The following is a 22,752-nucleotide window of genomic DNA, read 5'->3' on the forward strand; positions in this document are numbered from 1 at the left end:
GATGCTGCATCGACGACTGCTGCAGCTGGCCGGCGCGGTTCCCGGCGCGATCCTGCTCCTCGCGCTCGCCGGTCTGATCATCTCATCGCTGCACCTGGCATTCGCACTCGGGCTCTCCGGGGTGATCGCCTCCGTGGTGCGAGGTGATGACCACCTCACGCCTGCGTTGACGCTGCTGACTGTCGTCACGATCGGGCGCGGAGCCGTGATCTGGATCCGCGAGCCTCTGGCCGCCCGGGTCGGCACATCCGTGCGGATACGGCTCCGGCGTCGGCTGCTCGAGCAGCTCAGCGTCGTACCGGCGACGTCGCGGGACTCCGGAACGATGGCGGCGACGATCATCGACGGTGTCGACGGGCTCGACGGCTACTACACCCGCTACCTTCCTCAACTGACTGTCGTGCTCGTCGTGCCTGCGACGGTCGTCGTCGTGATCAGCATCATCTCGTTGCCCGCCGGCATCGTCCTCGCCCTCGCCGCAGCCGTCGCCGTCCTCGCGCCGCGCGCCTGGGACGCGCTGCTGCTGAAGAACGGGCGCGCGCGCTGGGAACGCTTCGCCCGACTCTCATCCGACTACGTGGAGGCCCTTCAGAGCATCCCCCTCCTGCGCGGATTCGGAGCGGACGCTCGCGCCGCGGAGCGTCTCGCGGCCGATGCCGACGCGCTGCGGCTGTCGACGATGAGGCAACTGCGGGTCTCGCTCGTCGAAACAGGGGTGAGTGCTCTCGCGATGCACCTGGGGGTGATCCTCGCCGTGAGCGTAGTCCTGCTGACAGCCGCGGCCGGAAACGCGCCGGCGGCTGAAGCCGTGGCCGTGCTGCTGCTGGCGCGGGAGTGCTTCCGCCCCGTTCAGGAACTCGGGGCGCACTGGCACGCCGGATACCTGGGCCTCAGTGCCGTCGACGGTCTCGAGCAGCTGATGTCCGCCGCTGTCCCTGTCGGACGCGGCGCCGCGATCCGTGAACCTGCCGCCGACGGCGGCGTCGACATCGACGACATCGTGTATCGGCATCCTGGAACAGACGCCGGTCTCCACGGAGTCAGTCTGCGGATCGAACCAGGTGAGAAGGTCGCCATCCTCGGCCCGTCCGGGTCCGGCAAGAGCACCCTCGCCAGACTGCTCGAGCGAGAGTCAGACCCCGAGTCCGGACGCATCCTGCTCGGCGGTTCGGATCTTCGAGACCTGAGCCCGAGCGCGCGCATTCGCAGCGTCGTGGTCGTGCCGCAGGATCCCACCCTGTTCGCGTGGACGGTCCGCGACAACCTCCGCCTCTACCGGCCCGAGGCGACAGAAGCGGAGGTGCTCGAAGCGGCGAAGAGCGCCGGCATCCATGACGTCATCGGCGATCTCCCTCGCGGCTATGACACCGTGCTCGGCGAGAACGGCGAGCAGCTCTCCGGCGGTCAGCGTCAGCGACTGGCCGTCGCGCGGGCGCTTGTCTCCACGGCTCCCGTGCTCGTGCTCGACGAGGTGACCTCCGCCCTCGACGCTCACACCGAGCAGCGGGTGATGGACGGCGTGGTCGCGGCGGCTCCGGGGCGCACCATCGTCTTCATCGCTCACCGTGAGAGCGCCTGCGTGCATGCAGACCGGTGGATCGCCCTCCGAAATGGTCGCATCGCCGACGCGGGCGACGGACCGCCACCGGTCGGCGCTCTGGTCCGGCAGGGCACATCGTGAAGCCCATCCTGCGGCTGCTGCCCGTCATGGCCACGCGACCAGGGCTTCTGATCGAGACCGTGTTGTGGAGCGCCCTGACACAGACGGGGATCCTGCTGATCGCTCTGGGGCTCGCCCTGGCGGTCGGCCACGGCCTCGCCGGTGAGATGATCCCGCCTTGGCTGTTACCGGCCCTGCTCGTCGCCGGCGTGCTGGTCGCGCTGGCAGCCTGGCGTGAATCCTGGGTTTCGCACGATCTCGCGTACCGGCTGATCGGGCATCTGCGTCGCCGGGTTTTCGACGCACTGCGGCGGGCGCTCCCCTCTCGCCGCCGCCCTCGCCGCAGCGGCGACCTCGTCACAGCCGTCACGGCAGACATCGAGACTCTCGAGTGGCTCTATGCGCACACCGCCGCACAGACGCTCAGCGCCGCACTCGTCCTGGCGACGAGCGTCACCGTCTCGATTCTGATCACGCCGCTTCTGCTGCTGGTGTGGCTGCCCCTGCTCGCCGTCGGCGTCGCTGTTCCCACGATCACCGCTCGTCGCGCTCGGCGCGCAGGTGACGCCCACGCAGCCGGGGCGGCAGCGCTGCGCGCAGAGATTCTCGACACCGTGCGCGGGCTTCGCGAGCTGATAGGCGCCGACGCGCTCGGGAGGCAGATCGATCGCCTCAGCGAGGACACCCGCGCACTCGCCCGTATCCAGGTACGCGAGGCCTCCCGCCTCGGTGCCGAGCGCGGGATCGCCGACGTCACTCTGGCGCTCGCGAGTATCGATGTCATCGCCGTGGTGCTGATGGCCCAGGATTCCGTCGCGCCCGCCGGCATCCCGCTGGCCGTGACGGTGGCTGTCTCGGGTATCGCGCCGGCGGCGCAGATCGCCGATCTGCTTCGAAGTGCCGGCACACTCCGTGCGGCAGCAGAGCGCATCCTGGGAGTCCTCGCCGAACCACCCGCGATCGTCGACCGCGCTGTCGGCGCTCCGACCCGGCCCGAGGAGGGCCTGGTGTTCGAGCACGTCACGTTCTCGTACGACGGGCGCCGGCCGGTTCTCGACGATGTCAGCCTGAATGTCCTACCCGGTGAGATCGTCGCGCTGACCGGTGCGACGGGTGCGGGCAAGACCACCGTCGCGCGGCTCGCCCACCGGATCTGGGACCCGGACGCCGGCAGCATCCGCCTCGACGGAGTCGATCTGCGCGACCTGGCGAACAACGACCTCCGAAAGCGCGTCGCGGTCGTGCCGCAGTCATCGCCGCTCCTGCGCGGCACGATTCGATCCAACATCGTGCTGGGGGATCCGGATGCGTCCGCCGACGCGATCGAAGCGGCCGCACGACCCGCAGGGCTGCTGCGACCCGAGAGCGGTCTGCTTCTGGGGCTCGACACTCCGATCGGCGAGCACGGCTCCGGCATCTCGGGCGGTCAGCGCGCCCGCGTCGCGATCGCCCGTGCACTACTGCGAGACCCCCGCCTGCTCATCCTGGACGAGGCCACCGCGTCACTCGATCCCGAGGCGGACGCCGCGTTGCTCGAGATCCTGAAAAACCTGGACGGGCGCGCCGTGCTCCTCGTGGCGCACCGGCCGGCCACGATCTCCGCCGCCGACCGCGTCGTGCGCCTGGAGACGACGCAGCGCACGGACTGAGGCTGTGGCGCCGCTCCGCACCCAGGGCTACCCTGGCGGACATGACAGCGCTTCACCTCGAGACGGTCCTGAACCATGCGCCACCGGCAGGGAACATCGAGCTGACCGACGAGCAGGTCGCGACTCTCGGGCCGGGAAAGACCATGCCCGTCCTGGTGACGATCGGCGACCGCACCGCGCGACTTCGCCTGGCGAGGATGGGCGGCAAGAACCTGATCGGATTCAGCAAGGCCGCACGGGAGGAGCTCGGTGTGGAACTCGGCCAGGAGATCGAAGCGACCGTCGACGTCGACACCGCCGAGCGCACCGTTGACGTGCCACCGGCGCTCGCGGTCGCCCTCGATGCCGAGCCAGGGCTGCGCGAGCGATTCGAAGCGGTCACCTACAGCCGCCGCAAGGAGATGGCGCGCAACATCGCCGACGCCAAGCAGGAAGAGACCAGGCAGCGTCGGCTGAAGAAGGTGCTGGAGGAGCTGCGCGACTGAAGTGAGGGCGTACCGGCCCTGCGCTCAGTGGTGCTGGAAGTTCGGCGTGCGCTTCTCGCGGAACGCGGCCATGCCCTCTTTCTGGTCGAGGGTGTCGAAGAGTGAGGCGAACGCTCGCCTCTCGTGGGCGAGGCCCTCTGCGAGGGAGGTCTCCATGGCGGCATCCAGCGCGCCCTTGGCGGCGTAGATGCTCGGCAGCGACTTCGACGCGATGCCCTCGGCCAGCGTCGCCGCCTCCGCGAGCAGGTCCGATGCCGGCACGACCCGAGAGACCAGGCCGCAGCGCTCGGCCTCCTCCGCCCCCATGAATCGTCCGGACAGGATCAGCTCCGCCGCCTTGTAGTAGCCCACCGCGCGGATCAGCCGCTGAGTGCCGCCCATGCCGGGGATCACTCCGAGGTTGATCTCGGGCTGGCCGAACTTCGCGGTGTCGGCGGCCAGGATGATGTCGCACATCATCGCCAACTCGCAGCCGCCGCCGAGGGCGAAGCCCGACACCGCCGCGATGACCGGCGTGCGCACAGCGGCGAAGTCGCGCCAGGAACCGAAGTGGTCGGTCTCGTGCATCTCGGCGCCGGACATGCCCTCCATCTCCTTGATGTCGGCTCCGGCGGCGAACGCCTTCTCCGACCCGGTGACGACGATAGCCCCGATGCCGTCATCGGCGTCGAAGCGGACAGCCGCCGCGGTGAGTTCCGAGGCCAGTCGGCTGTTCAGGGCGTTCAGCGCCTCGGGCCGGTTCAGGGTGATCCATCCGACGCGCCCTCGCTGCTCGACCAGGATCGTCTCGTACTCGGTCACGGTGCCTCCGTCTTCATCGTCGTCCACGGCCTATTCTGGCCTGCAAGCCCACCCTGTCGCGGCGAGACTGCAGTTTCCCGCCGAGCCAGTGGCGTTCCGCCACCCTCTCGGCGGCGAGATGCAGTCTCGCGGTCGGATGCCGTCACACGCGATCGTCGCGGATGTCGGAGATGATGCCCGAGAAGTCGCGGCCGGCTCCGTCGCCGGCGGCATACGCCGCGTAGATCTGCTGCGCGAGCCTGCCCATCTGCGCATCCGTGGAAGTCTGCTCGATCGCCTGCAGCGCGAGCCCGAGATCCTTCGCCATCAGCGCGCCGGCGAAACCGGGCTGGTAGTCGCGGTTCGCCGGGCTCGTGGGCACCGGGCCCGGCACCGGGCAGTTCGTCGTCAGCGCCCAGCACTGCCCGGACGCGTTGGATGCCACGTCGAACAGGGCCTGGTGCTCGAGACCGAGCCGCTCGCCGAGCACGAAGGCCTCGGCCACGGCGATCTGCGACACCGCGAGGATCATGTTGTTGCACACCTTCGCCGCCTGGCCGAGGCCGGGTCCGCCGCAGTGCACGATGCGCTTTCCCATCGCCTCCAGGAGCGGAAGGGCGGCGGCGAAATCCTCGTCGGAGCCGCCGACCATGAACGCCAGCGTGCCGTTCTCGGCACCGACGACTCCTCCCGACACCGGCGCATCGACGTTGCGGTGCCCGGCGGCGAGCGCGAGCTCATGCGCCGTCTGCGCCTCATCGACGGCGATCGTCGACGACTCGATGAACAGCGTCCCGGGGCGGGCCGCGGCGAGCAGCTCGGAGCGGTACGCCTCGATGACGTGACGGCCGGCGGGGAACATCGTGATGACGACCTCGGCGTCGGCGACGGCATCCGCTCCGCTCGCCGCGACCCGGATGCCGGCGGCACCCGCGGCCTCGATCGCGGCGGGGACGAGATCGAAGCCCCGCACCTCGTGACCCGCGCGAACCAGGTTCACGGCCATCGGCAGCCCCATATGACCGAGGCCGAGGAACGCGACGCGGGTCACGATGCGCTCGTTCCCTGGCTGGTGCTCGCCGTGGTCCGAAGGACCTCTCGGCCCACGATCATCCTCATGATCTCGTTGGTCCCCTCCAGGATCTGGTGCACGCGCAGGTCGCGCACCACCCTCTCGATGCCGTAGTCCTGAAGGTACCCGTACCCGCCATGCAGTTGAAGGGCCCTGTTCGCGACGTCGAACCCGGCATCCGTGGCGAAACGCTTGGCCGCGGCGCACCGCATGGTCGCATCCGGAGCCCCCTCATCGACGGCCTGGGCCCCGTCGCGCACCATGAGGCGCGCGGCGCGGAGTTCTGTCTGCATGTCGGCGATCGCGAACACGATCGACTGCTTCTCGGCGAGGGGCTCGCCGAACGTGAAGCGTTCGTGCACGTAGCGCACCGCCTGGTCGAGCGCCCACTGCGCCCCGCCGATCGAGCACGCGGCGATGTTGAGGCGACCGCTGTTCAGGGCAGACATCGCGATCGCGAAGCCCCGCCCCTCCTCACCCAGGATGCTGGATGCCGGCACCCGCACCTGGTCGAGCACGACCTGGGCCGTGGGCTGGGCGTGCCACCCCATCTTCTTCTCCTGGGCGCCGAAGCTCACCCCCGGTGCGTCGCCCGGCACGAGGAAGGCGGTGATGCCCCGCGCGCCCGGCTCTCCCGTACGCGCCATCACGACGTAGACCGCCGCCTGGCCCGCACCCGAGATGAACTGCTTGACGCCGGTGAGCACGTACTCGTCGCCGTCACGGATCGCACTGGTGGCGATCGCCGCGGCATCCGACCCCGCCCCCGGCTCCGTGAGGCAGTAGCCGCCGAACTCAGCCATCGCGGTGAGGTCAGGCATCCAGCGCGCTCGCTGCGCCTCGTCGCCGTAGGTGTCGATCATCCAGACCACCATGTTGTGGATCGAGATGTAGGCGGCCAGCGTCGGGTCGCCCTTGGCGAGCTCCTCGAAGATCGCCACGGTGTCCTCGCGGCTGAGCGCCGTACCGCCCGACTCCTCACGGACGTAGATGCCGCCGAGTCCCAGCTCGCCACCGCGACGCAGCGACTCCCGCGGGAAGATGTGCTTCTCGTCGCGCTCGGCGGCGAACGGCGCGAGCTCGGTCTCGGCGAACTCGCGGACGGCATCGAGGATCGCCTCGCGCTCCTCGGTGGTGGTGACGATGGTCATCGTGTGCTCCTGCGGTGTGGGTGCCTTGTGGGCGGGCGGTGCTGTCAGTGCATGGTGGGGATGACGAAGCTGGCGCCATCGCGGATGCCGGCGGCCAGCCAGCGGCTCGTCACCGTCTTGGTCTTCGTGTAGAAGCGGAAGGCATCGGCGCCGTGCTGGTTGAGGTCGCCGAAGCCTGATCTCTTCCACCCGCCGAACGTGTAGTACGCGATGGGAACCGGGATCGGCACGTTGACACCGACCATGCCCACCTCGACGCGTGCGGCGAAGTCCCTGGCGGCATCGCCGTCGCGGGTGAAGATCGAGACGCCGTTGCCGAACTCGTGCTCGGATGCCATCCGCAGCGCCTCTTCGTAGTCGGCGGCGCGAGCGATGACGAGCACCGGGCCGAAGATCTCCTCGCGGTAGATCGTCATGTCGGTCGTGACGTGATCGAAGAGCGTCGGGCCCAGGTAGAACCCCTCCTCGTACCCGTCGACGCGGAAGCCCCGGCCGTCGGCGAGAAGCGTCGCGCCCTCATCGACGCCCAGCTGGATGTAGTGCTCGACGCGTTCGACCGCCGCTCGGGTGACCAAGGGCCCGTAGTCGACGTCGTCGGAGAGGGCAGGTCCGATGCGCAGCTGGGCGGCTCGCTCGGTGAGCTTCGCCGCGAGAGCGTCCGCCGTCTCCTCTCCGACCGGGACGGCGACCGAGATCGCCATGCAGCGTTCTCCCGCGGAACCGTACCCGGCGCCGATCAGCGCATCGGCGACCTGGTCGAGATCGGCATCCGGCATCACGATCATGTGGTTCTTGGCACCGCCGAAGCACTGGGCGCGCTTGCCGTTCGCCGCGGCGGTCGAATAGATGTACTCGGCGATCGGGGTCGACCCGACGAAGCCGACGGCCCGGATGCGGGGGTCGGTGAGGATCGCGTCGACGGCTTCCTTGTCGCCGTGCACCACATTGAGGATGCCGGCGGGCAGCCCGGCCTCGAGGAAGAGCTCGGCCAGGCGCACCGGCACCGAGGGGTCGCGTTCGCTGGGCTTGAGCACGAAGGCGTTGCCGGCGGCGAGCGCGGGGCCCGCCTTCCACAGCGGGATCATGGCCGGGAAGTTGAACGGCGTGATACCAGCGACGACGCCGAGGGGTTGACGCATCGAGTACACGTCGATGCCCGCACCGGCACCGGTGGAGTACTCGCCCTTGAGGAGGTGCGGGGCACCGGCGGCGAACTCGATGACCTCGAGGCCGCGCTGGATGTCACCCTTCGCGTCGTCGACCGTCTTGCCGTGCTCGCTCGAGAGCAGACGCGCGATGGCCGTCATATCCTTCTGCACGAGGTCGAGGAAGCGCAGCAGCACGCGGGCGCGCTTCTGCGGATTGGTGGCTGCCCACTCCGGCTGCGCGGCCTCCGCATCGGCGATCACGCGGCGCACGTCGTCGGTCGAGGCCAGCGGCACGCGTGCCTGGACGGCGCCGGTACTGGGGTCGAAGACGTCGGCGAAGCGTCCGTCGTCGGGAGTGAGAAGCGATCCGCCCACGAAGTGCGGGATTGTGCGAGTCATTGTGTGACATCCCTCCGTGCCGTCGTTGGCACAGTGATCAGGATACGTGGGTTTCCGGAGATTTACTAGGGCGTCCATCTAACTGCGAATCGCAGTTTGTGCGCCGTCTGTCGGCATCCTTCACCGCTGGTTCACCGGCCGTCCACTTCCAGTGCCTATAACTGCAAGTGCGCGGAAGACGGAGACCGGATCGGGTCGTCCTGCGCCGCGGTGAGCGCTCGGGTCGCTCCCGCCGCGGTTCCCACACCGCAAGACCCCCGCCGAAATCGGGTCGGCGGGGGTCCTCTCCGTCCAGGCGGCATCCGGCGCGTCGGTTCGCGTGGTTTTCGAACCACCACTCTCCCGGCCGGCCGTAGAATCGAGACGGCGTCGAGACCCTGACGCATCCACGTTCGGCGTTCCGCGATCCGGGGCGCCTTCTTCCTGAGGCCACCATGTCCCGCGAATCCGCCTTGCTGTCCAGCGAGCCCATCACCGTCTCCATCCGGCGGGAGGTCGACATCGCTCGCATCGCGGAGGCGACCGCGTGGGTGCAGACAGGGGTCAATCTCGCCAGCAAGTACCCGGGGTTCCTCGGCTCCGGCTGGGTACGCGCTGGAGAGCACTCCCAGATCTGGCACATGCTGTACCGCTTCGCCGGCGTCGAGACCCTCGAGGCCTGGGAGCGCTCACCGGAGCGCGAGTGGTGGCTGTCGATGGGCGAAGGGTTCGTCCGCAGTGAGCGCTCGAAGCGCCGCAGTGGAATCGAGGGCTGGTTCGACGAGCCGGCGACGGGATCGATCACCGTGGTGGACGCCGCGACCGGCGCCACCGAGGTGGCGCCGGCGCCACCTCGGTGGAAGCAGGCTGTGACGATATGGCTGGGCTTCTTCCCGGTGAACCTCGCTTTCACCTACCTGATGAGTCCGATCCCGGTCTGGGGTGATGCCCTGCCGATCTGGCTGCGGGTGCTCATCACCACCCTGGTGCTCACCCCGATCATGACCTACTGGGTGCTGCCCCAGGTCACCAGGATGCTGCGCGGATGGCTCGCGCGCTGAGCGTCAGATCACGCCGACGGCGGTGAACGCGAGTTCTGCGGCCCCCAGCAGCAGCCGGTCGGCCGCGAGGGATGCCGGCAGGATACGGAGCCCTTCGGCATTCTCGGCCATGGCGCTTGCACCGACGGCATCCGCGAAGCCTTCCGGGTCGAGGTCGGCGAGCGATGCCAGGAAACCCCCGAGGACGACCACGGACGGATTGAGCACGTTGACCGCGTTCGCGATCGCATGCGCGAGCACGGCCCGCTGCCGCGCGACCTCGTCACGCACGGCGGGGCCGGGATCGGCGGCGAGCGCTGCAGCGAGGGCCTGATCGTCCGCCGACGTCAGTGCGAGCGCCGCGAGCAGCCGGGAGCGGCTGACCTCATCCTCGAGGACGATGGCCGAATCGGGCCGGACGCGGTTCTGGCCGAACTCGCCGGCATAGCCGCCGACCCCGCCCACCGGCGCACCGTTGACGATGATCCCACCGCCGATGCCGGAGGGGCCGCCGTTGAGGTACACGACGTCGCGCGCACCCTGCGCCGCTCCGAACAGGTGCTCGGCCAGAGCACCGAGGCTGGCATCGTTTGCGACCGCGGCGGGGAGACCCGTCGCCGCCTCGACGAGTGCTCGGACCGGAACATCCACCCAACCCAGATGCGGCGCGTTGCGCACCAGCCCGTCGGCGGCGCGAACGAGTCCCGGCACGGCGACGCCGACCGCCACAACGCGAGAATCCTGCAACGGGCCACCGCGCCAACGGGCCACGACCTCGGCGATGAGCGTGGCCGCCTGCTCGGCCGACGGCGCCCCCTCCCCCTCGACCCGCTCGCGCGCGGCGATGCGGCCGCCGAGGTCGATCGCGGCGATCTCGACGGCGTCGATCTCGGGGTTCACCGCGATCACGACCGTCTCAGGCGACGCCTCGACGACCGGAGACGGCCGCCCCACACGCCCGGCCGGGTCGGGGTCCCGCTCGATGACCCACGAGTCCGCCACGAGTTCGCCGACCAGGTCGGAGACGGTCGACCGGTTCAAGCCGGTCGCCGCCGTCAGCTGGGCACGTGACTGCGGCCCCCGCAGATGCACGAGGCGCAGGATGCGGGAGAGGTTGCGTGCCCGCACGCCGTCGACGGGATCCGTCATCACCGCATCCGTCGTCACGTCACCCTCCGCATCGCGCCTCGCTCAGTCTAGGAGGGGTGGACATCCCCTCGAACGCGCTATATGTTGTCTGCAACAACAATTTACACGACGGGCGCCACCCGGCACCATGCGAAGGAGCATCATGAGCCTCTCCCCCACCCGTGACGACAAGTTCTCGTTCGGTCTCTGGACGATCGGCTACAACGGCACCGATCCCTTCGGCGGCCCGACCCGCCCGGCATTGGACGTGGTGCACGCGGTCGAGAAGCTCTCCGAGCTCGGCGCGTACGGCCTCACCTTCCATGACGACGACCTGTTCGCGTTCGGATCCACGGATGCCGAACGGCAGACCCAAATCGATCGCCTGAAGGGCGCGCTCGCCGACACCGGCGTGATCGTGCCGATGGTCACGACCAACCTGTTCTCGGCCCCGGTCTTCAAGGACGGCGGCTTCACCTCCAACGACCGGCAGGTGCGCCGGTTCGCGCTCAGGAAGGTGCTGCGCAACATCGACCTCGCCGCCGAGCTCGGGGCGAAGACGTTCGTGATGTGGGGCGGCCGCGAAGGCGCCGAGTACGACTCCGCAAAAGACATCCGCGCAGCCCTCGAGCGCTACCGCGAGGCCGTCAACCTGCTCGGCGACTACGTCACCGACAAGGGCTACGACATCCGCTTCGCGATCGAGCCGAAGCCCAACGAGCCGCGCGGCGACATCCTGCTGCCGACGCTGGGGCACGCGATCGCCTTCATCGACTCGCTCGAGCGTCCGGAACTCGTCGGCTTGAACCCCGAGGTCGGACACGAGCAGATGGCCGGCCTGAACTTCGCCGCCGGCATCGCCCAGGCGCTGTATCACGGCAAGCTCTTCCACATCGACCTCAACGGCCAGCGCGGCATCAAGTACGACCAGGATCTGGTGTTCGGCCACGGTGACCTGCACAACGCGTTCGCCCTCGTCGACCTGCTCGAGAACGGCGGCCCCGGCGGCGTGCCCGCGTACGACGGACCGCGTCACTTCGACTACAAGCCCAGCCGCACCGAAGACGAGAAGGGGGTGTGGGAATCGGCCGCCGCGAACATGCGCACGTACTTGCTGCTCAAGGAGCGTGCAGCGGCATTCCGCGCCGACCCGGAGGTGCAGGAGGCGCTCGCCGAGGCGAAGGTCGCAGAGCTCGCACAGCCCACACTCAACGGCGGCGAGTCGTACGACGACCTCATCGCCGACCGCTCGGCGTTCGAGGACTTCGACGCGAACTCGTACCTCGGCGGTCACGGCTTCGGCTTCGTGCGCCTGCAGCAGCTGGCCACCGAGCACCTCCTCGGCGCACGCTGAGCGATGGCTCTGGTTCTCGGCGTCGACTCCTCGACGCAGTCCTGCAAGGTCGTGGTGGTCGACACCGCCACCGGCGAGGTGGTGCGCAGCGGCCGCGCCGAGCACCCTGACGGCACGTCCGTCGACCCCGACGCGTGGTGGCGGGCGCTGAACGCGGCCATCGCCGATGCCGGAGGCATGGACGATGTCCAGGCGTGGTCGATCGGCGGCCAGCAGCACGGTCTCGTGGCGCTCGACACCGACGGCCGCGTCATCCGCGACGCTCTGCTGTGGAACGACACCCGGTCGGCGGATGCCGCCGCCGACCTCGTCGACGAGTTCGGGCCCGAGGCGCTCGCCGAGCGCACGGGACTCGTGCCGGTGGCATCCTTCACGATCTCGAAGCTGCGCTGGCTGCGCGACCACGAGCCAGACAACGCCGCACGGGTCGCCGCCGTCGCGCTGCCGCACGACTGGCTCACCTGGCGGCTGCGGGGATTCGGCCCCGTCGGGTCGCCGGGTGCGCCGGCCGGGCCCGCGCTCGACGAACTCGTCACCGACCGCTCCGATGCATCGGGAACGGGGTACTGGAATCCGGCGACCGGCGCCTACGACCGTGAACTGCTGATCGCAGCGCTCGGTCACGATGCCCTGTTGCCCCGAGTGCTGGGCGCGGCCGAATCGGTCGCGGACGCGCGCGGGCGGGCCGTCGCACCGGGCGCGGGCGACAACGCGGCGGCGGCACTCGGCGTGGGCGCCGGTCTCGGCGATGTCGTGGTGTCGATCGGGACGAGCGGCACTGTGTTCGCGGTGCACGAGGAGCGGGCGGTCGACCCGTCGGGCATCGTCGCGGGTTTCGCCTCGGCCGACGGGCACTTCCTCCCGCTGGTGTGCACCCTCAACGCGGCGCGGGTCCTCGATGTGACCGCTCGCCTGCTCGGGGTCGATCACGACGAGCTCAGCCGTCTCGCGCTCTCAGCATCCCCCGGCGCCGAAGGGCTGCGACTGGTGCCGTACTTCGAGGGTGAGCGCACGCCGAACCTACCGGATGCCACCGCGACGCTCAGTGGCATGACGCTGGCCTCGACGACGCGCGAGAATCTGGCGAGGGCAGCGGTCGAGGGCATGCTCGCAGGTCTCGGCGCTGGGCTGGATGCGCTCCGCGAACTCGGAGTGCCGCTCCGGCGTGCCGTGCTGATCGGCGGCGGGGCGCAGTCCGCGGCCGTCCGCGAGATCGCCCCGCTGGTACTCGGCATCCCCGTCGAGATCCCCGAGCCCGGCGAATACGTCGCGCTGGGGGCAGCCCGCCAGGCCGCTGCCCTGGTCGCCGGTCGGTAGCGGTCCGGTCGTCATTTCGAAGTGCGGGCCGGCATCGCTCCTACAGCGAGAAGATCCACCAGGATGCCGCGTGGATCGCGCCCGGCTCCAGCACCACCAGGTCTGTGCCGGTGTTGAAGGCATCCGGCGGGCAGGTCATCGGCTCGACGGCCAGGCCGACGCGGTGCGTGCCGGGCACGGCGGGCGTGTCGGCGGTGTGCACCTGCACCCACGGGCAGCGCTCGTCCCACGCCATCCCGACTCCGCCTTCGCCTGCTCGCAGCTCGACGGTCGCGACGCCGTCGACGCGGCCGAGCGCGGTGAAGGCATGATCGATGAAGACGTCGTCGATCCGGCGCGAGCTTCGGAAGTCCCACTGCGGATGCCGTTGCACCGACTCGAGGGCCACCGGGCTCAGCCGATCGGCGGTCACCGTGAGGACCTCGGATGCTGGCAGGCTCAGCGTCCAGTCGTCCACCCGACCCGGGCCGGCGACGAGGTAGGGGTGGGGACCCGTGCCCCATGGAGCGGCATCCGCACCGAGATTCCGGGCGGTGACCGTCTGGTGCAGACCGTCGGCATCGATGCGGTACTCGGTCTCGACTTCGACGCGGAACGGATACCCGGTCTGCGGCTCGATGATCGCCGACAGCACGACCCGATCGTCGACGAGAAGGCTCTCGGTGAAATCTGCCCACGCCAGCAGCCCGTGCAGCGCATGGCCGCGCTCGGGTTCGGTCAGCGGCAGCTGGTGCTCGACCCCGCCGAAACGGTAGCGGCCGTCGACGATGCGGTTCGGCCACGGGGCGAGAGTCGTTCCGCGGTAGTTCGGTCGCACCTCGTCGGCGTCGAACGGCACCACGAGGTCGCGACCTTCGAATCTCAGCGACCGCAGCGAGGCGCCGACACTCGCGATGACCGCCTCGTATCCGTGGCCGGTGATGCGCACCTGCCGCCCGGAACGCGGACGTCGCCCGCTGCTGTCCGGCGCGGTCACAGGCCCTGTGCCAGCCGGTAGTACGCCTGGTTCCAGCGCACCTGCTTCTGGAATTCCGGCAGTGTCGTCGCATCGTCGATGACGAGCAGCTCGACCTCGGCCATCTCGGCGAAGTCGCGGAACGCCTCGATGCCGACCGCGGTCGACATCACGGTGTGGTGCGCGGCCCCGGCCGTGAGCCACGCGGCGGCGCTGGTGTTGAAGTCGGGCGCCGGCTTCCAGACGGCACGCCCGACCGGGAGCTTGGGCAGGGAGGCGCGCGGCGGCACGTTCTCGACGACGTTCGCGGTGAGTCGGAACCGGTCCCGCATGTCGCTCAGCGCGACGACGACGGCGGGTCCAGGGTCGGCGGTGAAGACGAGTCGGACCGGGTCGGCCTTGCCGCCGATGCCGAGGGGGTGGACCTCCAGCGTCGGCTTTCCCGTGGTCAGCGACGGCGAGACCTCGAGCATGTGGGCGCCGAGGATGAGCTCGTCGCCCGGGGTCATGTCGTAGGTGTAGTCCTCCATGAGCGAGGCGCCGCCGGGAAGGCCCGCCCCCATCACGTTGGCGATGCGCACCAGGATCGCCGTCTTCCAGTCGCCCTCGGCACCGAAGCCGTAGCCCTCGGCCATCAGCCGCTGCACGGCGAGACCGGGGAGCTGCTTCAGCTCACCGAGGTCCTCGAACGAGGTGGTGAAGGCGCCGAAGCCGCCCTCTTCGAGGAACGACCGCAAGCCGAGCTCGATCGCCGCCCCGTCCCGCAGGGATTCGTGACGCTCTCCGCCGCGGCGGAGCTCGGGTGCGACCTCGTACAGCTCCTCGTACTCGGCGACGAGCGCATCGACGTCTGCCGACGAGGCCGCAACGACGGCATCCGCCAGCTCGTTCACACCCCACGTGTTCACCTGCACCCCGAAGCGCAGTTCGGCCTCGGTCTTGTCTCCCTCGGTCACCGCGACGAAGCGCATGTTGTCGCCGAAACGGGCGAGCTTGAGCGAGCGGGAGGCGGCCAGGCCGGCGGCCGCCCGCTGCCAGGTGCCGAGTTCCTGCCGCACGCGCGGGTCGCTCGCGTGACCGACGATCGTCTTGCGCGGCACACCGAGGCGGGTCTGGATGTAGCCGAACTCTCGGTCGCCGTGGGCGGCCTGGTTGAGGTTCATGAAGTCGAAGTCGATGTCGGCCCAGGGAAGCTCGACGTTCGCTTGCGTGTGCAGGTGCGCGAGAGGCTTCTGCAGGGCGTCGAGACCCGCGATCCACATCTTGGCGGGACTGAAGGTGTGCATCCAGGCCACCAGGCCGATGACGCGGTCGTCGGCGTTGGCCTCGAGCGCGATCCGCTTGATCGCGGCGGCGTCGGTCAGCACCGGCTTCCAGACGATCCTCACCGGAGTCTCGGCGGCGTCGTCGAGGAGACGGGCGATCTGCTGCGACTGGTCGGCGACCTGCGCGAGGGTCTCGGGACCGTAAAGGTGCTGGCTGCCGGTGAGGAACCAGACCTCGTAGCCGTCGAGCGAGGTGGTGAGCGGGGTGCGGGTCATGGCGAGTGCGTCCTTCGTTGTGCAGGGCGAGTCTGGTCAGAGCGAGTCGACGGCGGCGGCTTCGATGGCGAGGCCGGCGCGGTAGCGGTCGAGGTAGGTGGCGAAGCCCGTGACATCGGCCGGATCGGGGTCGGCGGTGACGAGGGATGCCGCGGCGAAGACCGTCTCGTCGAGGTACGCCCCGAGCGAGGACTCCTCGGCGTGGCTGAGATACGCGGCGAGCACCGCGATCCCCCAGGCGCCTCCTTCGGAGGCGAGCTCTCCGACGGTGACGGGCGCCCCGAGGGCTCCGGCGAGGAAACGCTGGGAGACGCCGGCGGTGCGGAACATGCCCCCGTGCGCGAACATGCGGTCAAGCTGCACCCCCTCGGATTGCAGCACCTTCACTCCCAGGGCGAGCGTGCCGAAGACGCCGTAGAGCTGGGCGCGCATGAAGTTCGCCAACGTGAACGCACTGTCGGGCGTTCGGACGAACAGCGGACGACCCTCGGTGAGACCCGCGATCGGTTCACCCGCGAGGTGGTTGTAGGCGATCAGGCCGCCGGCATCCGGTTCACCCTGGAGCGCCTCGCGGAACAGGGCGTCGAACACGGTGTCGTCATCGACGGGGTGCCCCGCGGCCGCGGCGAATCGTGTGAACAGGCCTGCCCAGGCCGCCAACTCGCTCGCGCCGTTGTTGCAGTGCACCATCGCGACCGGGTCGCCCGCCGGCGTCGTGACGAGGTCGAGTTCGTGGTGCACCGCGGTCAGGGGACGCTCGAGCACGACCATCGCGAAGATGCTGGTGCCGGCCGAGACGTTGCCGGTGCGGGGGGCGACGGAATTGGTCGCGACCATGCCGGTGCCGGCGTCGCCCTCGGGCGGACAGAGGGGGATGCCGGCCGTCAGCCCACCGGTCGGATCGAGCAGGGCAGCGCCCTCGGCGGTGAGCGTGCCGGCTCCGGCGCCGGCAGGAAGCACGGCCGGCAGCAGGTTCTTCGCCGTGGTGGGAAGTCGGTCGCCGGCGAGCGTGCCGTATGCGCGCAGCATCCGCTCGTCGTAGTCGCCCGTCGCCGCGTCGATCGGGAACATGCCGGAGGCGTCGCCGACGCCGAGGACGCGCTGGCCGGTGAGACGCCAGTGCACGTAGCCGGCGAGCGTCGTCACGAAGTCGAGCTGCGGCACGTGCGGTTCGGCGTCGAGGACGGCCTGGTGCAGGTGCGCGATCGACCACCGCAGCGGAATGTTCACGCCCAGCAGCTCGGAGAGCTCGTCGGCGGCGCGGCCGGTGTTCGTGTTGCGCCACGTGCGGAACGGCACGAGCAGGTCGCCGGCGGCGTCGAACGCCAGGTAGCCGTGCATCATGGCCGAGATGCCGATGGCGCCGACGGCGTCGGGGCGGATTCCGTGCCGCTCGTCCGCGTCGGCGACGAGATCCGCATAGGCGTGCTGCAGCCCCCGCCACACCTCGTCGAGGTCGTAGGTCCACAGGCCGTCCTCGAGCCGGTTCTCCCATGCGAAGGACCCTGTCGCGAGCACCTCGGAGGGGTCGCTGCCGATGAGGCAGGCCTTGATGCGGGTGGAGCCGAGTTCGATGCCGAGGCTCGTGCGACCGGCCGCGATGTCGTCGCGGGCGCTCATCGGCGGCTGTCCGAGTTCTGGCCGTACACGTTCTGATACCGGTTGAAGAGGCTGTCGACCGCCTCCTGCGGAATCGGGATGAGCGGACCCGCCTCGCGGGCGAGGTGCACGGTGCGCGCGACGTCCTCGACCATGACGGCGGCCTTGACGGCATCCTTCGCGTCGACTCCGATCGTGAAGGGCCCGTGGTTCTGCATGAGCACGGCGCGGGAGCGGTGGCCGCTGAGCGTCTGCACGATGCCGCGTCCGATCGAGTCGTCGCCGATGATCGCGAAGGGGCCGACCGGGATGGGGCCGCCGAACTCGTCGGCCATCGCGGTGATGACGCAGGGGATCTCCTCGCCGCGCGCCGCCCAGGCGACGGCGTACGTCGAGTGGGTGTGCACGACGCCGCCGACGTCCGGCATGTGCCGGTATACGTAGGCATGGGCTGCGGTGTCGCTGGAGGGCGAGCGCTCGCTGCCGGCGGAACCGGGGACCACCTCGCCGTCGAGATCGCAGAGGATCATGTTCTCGGGGGCGAGGTCGTCGTAGCTCACACCGCTGGGCTTGATGACGAAGAGGTCGGCGCCGGGGACGCGGCCCGAGACGTTGCCGCCGGTCCAGACGACCAGGCCGTAGCGCACGAGTTCGCCGTGCAGCCGCGCGACGTCCTCGCGCACGCGTGCGATCGCGGCTTCGATCTCGGGGGTGAAGGCGGGGGCCTCGTTGCTCACGGATACCTCATCGGTGCGGGGCGGGTCACTGTGACCGGTCACAGCAGTGTGCCATGTCGGCATGGGGAGCGTCAAGGCGGGGGTGGTCCAAAGCAGCAGCCGCGCACAACTCCTCAAAATCTGTGGGGACCGACCGTTCGACCGCGCAGGATCGGCGTGAAGTCGGGATTCGGCAGGACAGCCGTCCTCATTCTTGAGGAGTTGTGAACGCGGTCGGAGCCTGACGGACCGTCTCAGCGGTGTCAGAGGCGGGGCGCTGCGACCGAATCGCGCATGATCAGCTGCGGTGCGACGGGCGTGAGGTCAGAGGCGGCGGCCGCCGAGCCGCCGGTCAGCACAGCCACCGCTCGGCGCGCCAGCTCGTCGAAGTCCTGCCGGACGGTGGTGAGCTTCGGCCAGTAGAACGCCGAATCCGGGGTGTCGTCGAACCCGACCACGCTGATCTCGCCCGGCACCGGAACACCCGCCTCGTGCAGCCCGCTGAGCAACCCGAGCGCCATCTGGTCATTCGCGGCGAACACCGCCGTGACCTCCGCCGCTCGCACCGCGGTTACCGCCGCGTAGCCCGAGCCCGCGGTCCAGTCCCCCGCGATCACCGGACCTTCGTCGAGCCCTCTCGCGGCGAGTTCGGCGGCGAACCCCGTCGCACGGGACTCGGCCTCGAGCCAGTCGGCCGGCCCCGCCAGATGCGCGATGCGGGTGTGCCCCGCGTCGGCGAGCGCGGCGACGGCGAGCCGCGCACCCGCGGTCTGATCCACCCACAGGCCGTGGGACCCGTACCCCGCCGAGTGCAGCGTGACGACGGGGATGCCGACGCGCAGGCTCTCCACCGTCTGCAGCGTGCGCGCGTGCGGCGCGACCACGACGATCCCCTCCACGCCCTGGCCGACGAGATGGTCGACCGCGCCGGTCACCGCTTCGGCGTCGCCCGAGTCGGCGAACGCCGCGCTCACCCAGTACCCGGCCTGCCGGGCGGAGGCCTCGATCGCGGCGATGCTGCGAGAAGGGCCGTACTGCAGGGCATCGGAGGCGAGGACGCCGATCGTGCGGGTGCGGCGGGTACCCAGCGCTCTGGCGGCGTTGTTCATGCGATAGCCGAGCTCGGCCATCGCGGCGAGCACGCGCTCCTTCGTGGCGGCAGCGACCTCCGGATGGTCGTTGAGCACCCGCGACACCGTCTGTCGCGAGACTCCGGCGCGGACGGCGACCTCGCGCACGCCCACCGCGCGGGCCGGGCCGCTGCTCGTCTCACTCACGCGGACGAGTGTACGACGCCGGATGCCGGATGCCGGCGTTCGTGCCACTCTGGTGACATGCGCATCGCACTCACCGGATCATCGGGCAAGCTCGGCCGCGTCGTCGCCAGGGAACTGCGTGCCGCCGGGTACGACGTCATCGGCATGGACATCGCCGGCGCCCGGGGCCCCGGCTTCGTGCAGGTCGACCTCACAGACTACGGCCAGGTCGTCGACGCCTTCACCTCGGTGGGCGATCGGCATGACGGCATCGACGCCGTGGTGCACCTCGGGGCGATCCCGGCGCCGGGCATCCGCAGCGATGTGGCGACATTCCACAACAACATGCCGGCCACCTTCAACGTGTTCTGGGCGGCCGTCCGGCTCGGCATCCGGCGCATCGTATACGCGTCGAGCGAGACGGTTCTGGGGCTGCCCTTCGACGTTCCGCCGCCGTACATCCCCGTCGACGAGGAGTATCCGGCCCGTCCCGAGTCGGTGTACTCCCTCGTGAAGACCCTCGAAGAGCAGCTGGCCAACGAACTCGTTCGCTGGCACCCCGACCTGTCGATCACGGCGCTGCGATTCTCGAACGTGATGGACCCGGAGGACTATGCCGCCTTCCCCGCGTTCGATGCCGACGCCCGGCTGCGTAAGTGGAACCTCTGGGGCTACATCGACGCGCGCGACGGCGCTCACGCCGTGCAGCGAGCACTCGAGGTCGCAGCTCCCGGGTTCGACCGGTTCATCATCGCCGCGGCCGACACGGTGATGTCGCGCCCGAACGCCGAGCTGATCGCCGAGGTGTTCCCCGGCGTACCGGTCACCCGCGAAGTCGGCCCCAACGAGACGCTGCTGTCGATCGACAGGGCACGCCGAGTGCTCGGTTTCGAGCCACGGCACTCCTGGCGAGACCACGTCTGACCGGCTCCCGCTCAGCGCCGGGCGATCGTCGATCCCCGGATGACGAGCCGCACCGGCAGGTGGTGCGCCCCCTCGCCGATGTCGATGCCGTCGATCGCGTCGAACACGCGCAGCGCCGCCTGCCGGCCCAGCTGCTGCAGGTTCGCGTCGATGCTCGTCAATTCGGGGCGGGCGTTGGTGGCGAGCACCTCCCAGTTGTCGTAACCGATGACGGCCAGGTCGTCCGGCACCGCGCGGCCGAGGTCCCGCGCCGAATCGAGAACGCCGCGCGCGATCTGGTCGGAGCCGCAGAACACCGCGTCGATCTCGGGATGCCGCTGCAGCAGCAGGGCGCCGGCATCACGGCCCCAGTGCTCGGTCCACTCCGAGAGCATTGGCTCCCCGACGAGTTCGAGGCCCGCCTCGGCGAGCGCCGCCCTGGCTCCGGCAAGACGATCTTGCGCTGCGGCGTAGGACGGCTCGCCGGAGATGTGCGCGATGCGCCGCCGCCCGCAGGCGAGCAGGTGCTCGATCGCCAGGCGTCCGCCGGCGTAGTTGTCCGGCGTGAGCGAGAGGTCTCGCGGGTCGTCCGACGGCGCGTACGCGTAGACGACGGGGACGGGGATCTCCTGTCCCAGCGACGGCCGGGGGTCGGTCTGGCGTCCGACCACGATGATCCCGTCGACCCGGCGGCTGAGCAGTTCCTTCAGGTGGTGCTGCTCCCGGATGGCGTCGCCGCGGGCGTCGCAGAGGAAGACGTTGATCCGCCCGGCGCCGAAGGCGTCCTCCGCTCCCATCAGGATCGGGATCATGAAGCGGCCCTCGAGGTCGCTGGTGAGCAACCCCACGGTGCCGGTGCGCCCGGCGAGCAGCCCCCTCGCCATGGCGTTCGGCGTGAAGGCGAGCTCCGCCGCAACGGCCAGCACCTTCGCCCGCGTCGACGCGGCGACGTCGCCGCGATCGTTGAGCGCCTTGGATGCGGTGGCGATCGACACTCCGGCGCGGCGGGCGACGTCGCTCAGGGTCGCCGCCCTGTTCGCAGATTCGCCGTTCGCCATCTCGCCCCCTGCCCGTTGCTGAAAGGTTATCGGAGCGTTCCTTGACCGCCGCTCATCATTCACGATATACCTTTTCGAAAGGGGTTTCGGAGTTTTCGATGACAGCCCCTGAGACAAACGGCGCCGTCGCCCGACGACAGCATCCGCTCACCGACGAGTCCTGGAGGCCACCCCATGCACACCACCCGACGCCGTGCGCTGCGACGCACCGTCACGGCCCTTGCGGTCACCGCTCTGATCGCCGGCCCTCTCGCGGCCTGCGCATCCGGCGGCGAGGCCGCTCGCGAAGAGCCCATCACCGCCGAGGGCACCGACGACGGTTCGACCCTGACCCTTTGGACCCGCGCTCCCATCGAGCGCCAGGCGAAGCTTCTGGTCGACGCGTACAACGCCAGCCACGAGAACCAGGTCGAGCTCACCGTGGTCCCCAACGACGACTACGTCGCCAAGGTCGGCGCTGCCGCAGGATCCGGAGGGCTTCCGGACCTGTTCGCCGCAGACATCGTGTACGTGCCCAACTGGGCGGAGCAGGGCCTGTTCGCCGACATCTCCGAACAGATCGACGGCCTCGACTTCAAGGACGAGATCAACCAGGGCCACCTCGCCGCCGGCACCGTCGACGACAAGGAGTACGTGCTGCCGTTCGCCCTCGACCTCTCGATGCTCTTCTGGAACAAGGAGCTCTTCGCCGAGGCGGGCCTGGACCCCGAGAAGGCACCCGCGACGCTCGAGGAGTTCTCTGCGGCCGCGCAGGCGGTGCAGGCGCTGAACAAGCCGGACACCTACGGCACGGCCACCGGCCTGAACTGTGGTGGATGCCTCGTCTTCACCTGGTTCCCGTCGGTCTGGGCCTCTGGTGATGAGGTCATGAGCGATGACGGCACGGAGTCGCTGCTCAACGGCGACGCCGCCCAGGCCGTGTACGACACGTGGGCCGAGCTGCAGGAGGCGGGCGCGGTGCTTCCGAGCTCGACCGATGAAGCCGGCCCCACCTGGACGGCGGCGTTCAGCGAGGGCAAGGTCGGCGTGATGCCTTTCCCCGCGACACTCCTGCCGTCGCTCGAGTTCGACGCCGGCGTGGCCGGCATCCCGGGCGTTGACGGCGGGGTCTCCACCTTTGTCGGCGGCGACGGCATCGGCATCTCGAAGGACTCGAAGAAGTCCGCTCAGGCCTGGAACTTCCTCAACTGGATGATGTCGGAGGAGGCGCAGGTCGAGGTGCTCGCCAAGGACGGCAACGCGGTCTCGCGCGGAGACCTCGCCGACAACGAGTACGCCGCAGCGGATCCGCGTCTGGTGACGATCAACGAGGTCGCGGCAGAGGGCAGCACGCCCGTCGCGCTGAACTTCCAGCAGGCGTTCAACGCGCCCGGCAGCCCGTGGCTCTCGCTCGTACGCAACCGGGTGCTCGACGGCGCGGACTCCGTCGACGCCGACAACGACGAGATCACAGCGATCCTTTCGCAGTGATCCGAGGTGGGGCGGCGCCCAGTGCGCCGCCCCACCGACCCCGAACGAGAGAGATCGACATGACTTCGAGCGCGACCACCGAGCGCCGCCGC

Annotated in this window: 19 protein-coding genes; 8 read left to right on the plus strand and 11 right to left on the minus strand. The window is 69.9% G+C overall.

Going from position 1 to position 22,752, the window contains the following annotated elements:
- Position 1: 1 nt before the first annotated feature.
- Genes RIN18_RS10580 through RIN18_RS10590 form a run of 3 tightly spaced genes read left to right on the plus strand, consistent with a single transcriptional unit; the run spans position 2 to position 3,794 of the window.
- Complete coding sequence (locus tag RIN18_RS10580; RefSeq protein WP_309103932.1) at positions 2–1,681, plus strand: ATP-binding cassette domain-containing protein; 1,680 nt, start codon at positions 2–4, stop codon at positions 1,679–1,681.
- Positions 1,678–3,309: an ABC transporter ATP-binding protein gene (locus RIN18_RS10585; RefSeq protein WP_309103933.1), complete on the plus strand. Its 1,632-nt coding sequence runs from the start codon at positions 1,678–1,680 to the stop codon at positions 3,307–3,309. Before RIN18_RS10580 ends, RIN18_RS10585 begins: the two co-directional genes overlap by 4 nt.
- 41 nt (positions 3,310–3,350) lie before the next feature.
- Complete coding sequence (locus RIN18_RS10590; protein WP_309103934.1) at positions 3,351–3,794, plus strand: YdeI/OmpD-associated family protein; 444 nt, start codon at positions 3,351–3,353, stop codon at positions 3,792–3,794.
- A 24-nt stretch (positions 3,795–3,818) separates the two neighbouring features.
- Here the strand turns inward: RIN18_RS10590 and RIN18_RS10595 are convergent, their stop codons facing one another.
- From RIN18_RS10595 to RIN18_RS10610, 4 genes are all read right to left on the minus strand, one after another.
- Complete coding sequence (locus RIN18_RS10595) at positions 3,819–4,595, minus strand: enoyl-CoA hydratase (protein ID WP_309103954.1); 777 nt, start codon at positions 4,593–4,595, stop codon at positions 3,819–3,821.
- 142 nt (positions 4,596–4,737) lie between these two features.
- Positions 4,738–5,625 carry a 3-hydroxyisobutyrate dehydrogenase gene (mmsB, locus tag RIN18_RS10600; RefSeq protein ID WP_309103935.1) on the minus strand — a complete coding sequence of 296 codons (888 nt, stop codon included), beginning with the start codon at positions 5,623–5,625 and terminating at the stop codon, positions 4,738–4,740.
- Positions 5,622–6,797 (minus strand): acyl-CoA dehydrogenase family protein, encoded by a 1,176-nt coding sequence (locus tag RIN18_RS10605; RefSeq protein ID WP_309103936.1) that lies wholly within the window; start codon positions 6,795–6,797, stop codon positions 5,622–5,624. The genes mmsB and RIN18_RS10605 overlap by 4 nt, the downstream gene beginning before the upstream one ends.
- 44 nt (positions 6,798–6,841) lie before the next feature.
- Positions 6,842–8,344: a CoA-acylating methylmalonate-semialdehyde dehydrogenase gene (locus RIN18_RS10610; protein ID WP_309103937.1), complete on the minus strand. Its 1,503-nt coding sequence runs from the start codon at positions 8,342–8,344 to the stop codon at positions 6,842–6,844.
- Positions 8,345–8,778: 434 nt separating this feature from the next.
- Between RIN18_RS10610 and RIN18_RS10615 the strand changes: the two genes are divergently transcribed.
- Positions 8,779–9,384, plus strand: a complete 606-nt coding sequence (locus RIN18_RS10615) for an antibiotic biosynthesis monooxygenase (RefSeq protein ID WP_309103938.1) — start codon at positions 8,779–8,781, stop codon at positions 9,382–9,384.
- Positions 9,385–9,387: 3 nt separating this feature from the next.
- Here RIN18_RS10615 and RIN18_RS10620 read toward each other — a convergent pair whose 3' ends face one another.
- Positions 9,388–10,512 carry an ROK family transcriptional regulator gene (locus RIN18_RS10620; RefSeq protein ID WP_309103939.1) on the minus strand — a complete coding sequence of 375 codons (1,125 nt, stop codon included), beginning with the start codon at positions 10,510–10,512 and terminating at the stop codon, positions 9,388–9,390.
- Between the two features lie 142 nt (positions 10,513–10,654).
- On the opposite strand from RIN18_RS10620, the gene xylA reads away from it, so the two are divergent.
- Together xylA and xylB are read left to right on the plus strand one after the other, a co-directional pair.
- A complete protein-coding gene (gene xylA, locus RIN18_RS10625) occupies positions 10,655–11,845 on the plus strand; it encodes a xylose isomerase (RefSeq protein ID WP_309103940.1) in 1,191 nt (396 codons plus the stop codon).
- 3 nt (positions 11,846–11,848) lie between these two features.
- Positions 11,849–13,162 carry a xylulokinase gene (gene xylB / locus RIN18_RS10630; RefSeq protein ID WP_309103941.1) on the plus strand — a complete coding sequence of 438 codons (1,314 nt, stop codon included), beginning with the start codon at positions 11,849–11,851 and terminating at the stop codon, positions 13,160–13,162.
- Positions 13,163–13,202: 40 nt separating this feature from the next.
- Here xylB and RIN18_RS10635 read toward each other — a convergent pair whose 3' ends face one another.
- The 5 genes from RIN18_RS10635 to RIN18_RS10655 form a co-directional block, all read right to left on the minus strand.
- A complete protein-coding gene (locus RIN18_RS10635) occupies positions 13,203–14,090 on the minus strand; it encodes an aldose 1-epimerase family protein (protein WP_309103942.1) in 888 nt (295 codons plus the stop codon).
- Positions 14,091–14,134: 44 nt separating this feature from the next.
- Positions 14,135–15,658, minus strand: a complete 1,524-nt coding sequence (gene araA, locus RIN18_RS10640) for an L-arabinose isomerase (RefSeq protein WP_309103943.1) — start codon at positions 15,656–15,658, stop codon at positions 14,135–14,137.
- Positions 15,659–15,694: 36 nt separating this feature from the next.
- A complete protein-coding gene (locus tag RIN18_RS10645; protein ID WP_309103944.1) occupies positions 15,695–17,278 on the minus strand; it encodes an FGGY-family carbohydrate kinase in 1,584 nt (527 codons plus the stop codon).
- The gene (locus tag RIN18_RS10650) at positions 17,275–17,994 is read right to left on the minus strand and encodes an L-ribulose-5-phosphate 4-epimerase (RefSeq protein ID WP_309103945.1); all 720 of its coding nucleotides are present in this window, start codon (positions 17,992–17,994) and stop codon (positions 17,275–17,277) included. Before RIN18_RS10650 ends, RIN18_RS10645 begins: the two co-directional genes overlap by 4 nt.
- A 242-nt stretch (positions 17,995–18,236) precedes the next feature.
- Entirely contained in the window at positions 18,237–19,250 is a 1,014-nt protein-coding gene (locus RIN18_RS10655; RefSeq protein ID WP_309103946.1) for a LacI family DNA-binding transcriptional regulator, read from the minus strand.
- A gap of 57 nt (positions 19,251–19,307) precedes the next feature.
- Here RIN18_RS10655 and RIN18_RS10660 point away from each other — a divergent pair, with 57 nt between their 5' ends.
- Positions 19,308–20,153 (plus strand): NAD(P)-dependent oxidoreductase, encoded by an 846-nt coding sequence (locus RIN18_RS10660; protein ID WP_309103947.1) that lies wholly within the window; start codon positions 19,308–19,310, stop codon positions 20,151–20,153.
- Positions 20,154–20,164: 11 nt separating this feature from the next.
- On the opposite strand, the gene RIN18_RS10665 is transcribed toward RIN18_RS10660, so the two are convergent.
- Entirely contained in the window at positions 20,165–21,190 is a 1,026-nt protein-coding gene (locus tag RIN18_RS10665; RefSeq protein WP_309103948.1) for a LacI family DNA-binding transcriptional regulator, read from the minus strand.
- 174 nt (positions 21,191–21,364) lie between these two features.
- On the opposite strand from RIN18_RS10665, the gene RIN18_RS10670 reads away from it, so the two are divergent.
- Complete coding sequence (locus RIN18_RS10670; RefSeq protein ID WP_309103949.1) at positions 21,365–22,660, plus strand: sugar ABC transporter substrate-binding protein; 1,296 nt, start codon at positions 21,365–21,367, stop codon at positions 22,658–22,660.
- The last annotated feature ends 92 nt before the right edge of the window (positions 22,661–22,752 follow it).

Source organism: Microbacterium sp. (assembly GCF_031179285.1).
In the GTDB taxonomy this organism is placed as follows: domain Bacteria; phylum Actinomycetota; class Actinomycetes; order Actinomycetales; family Microbacteriaceae; genus Microbacterium.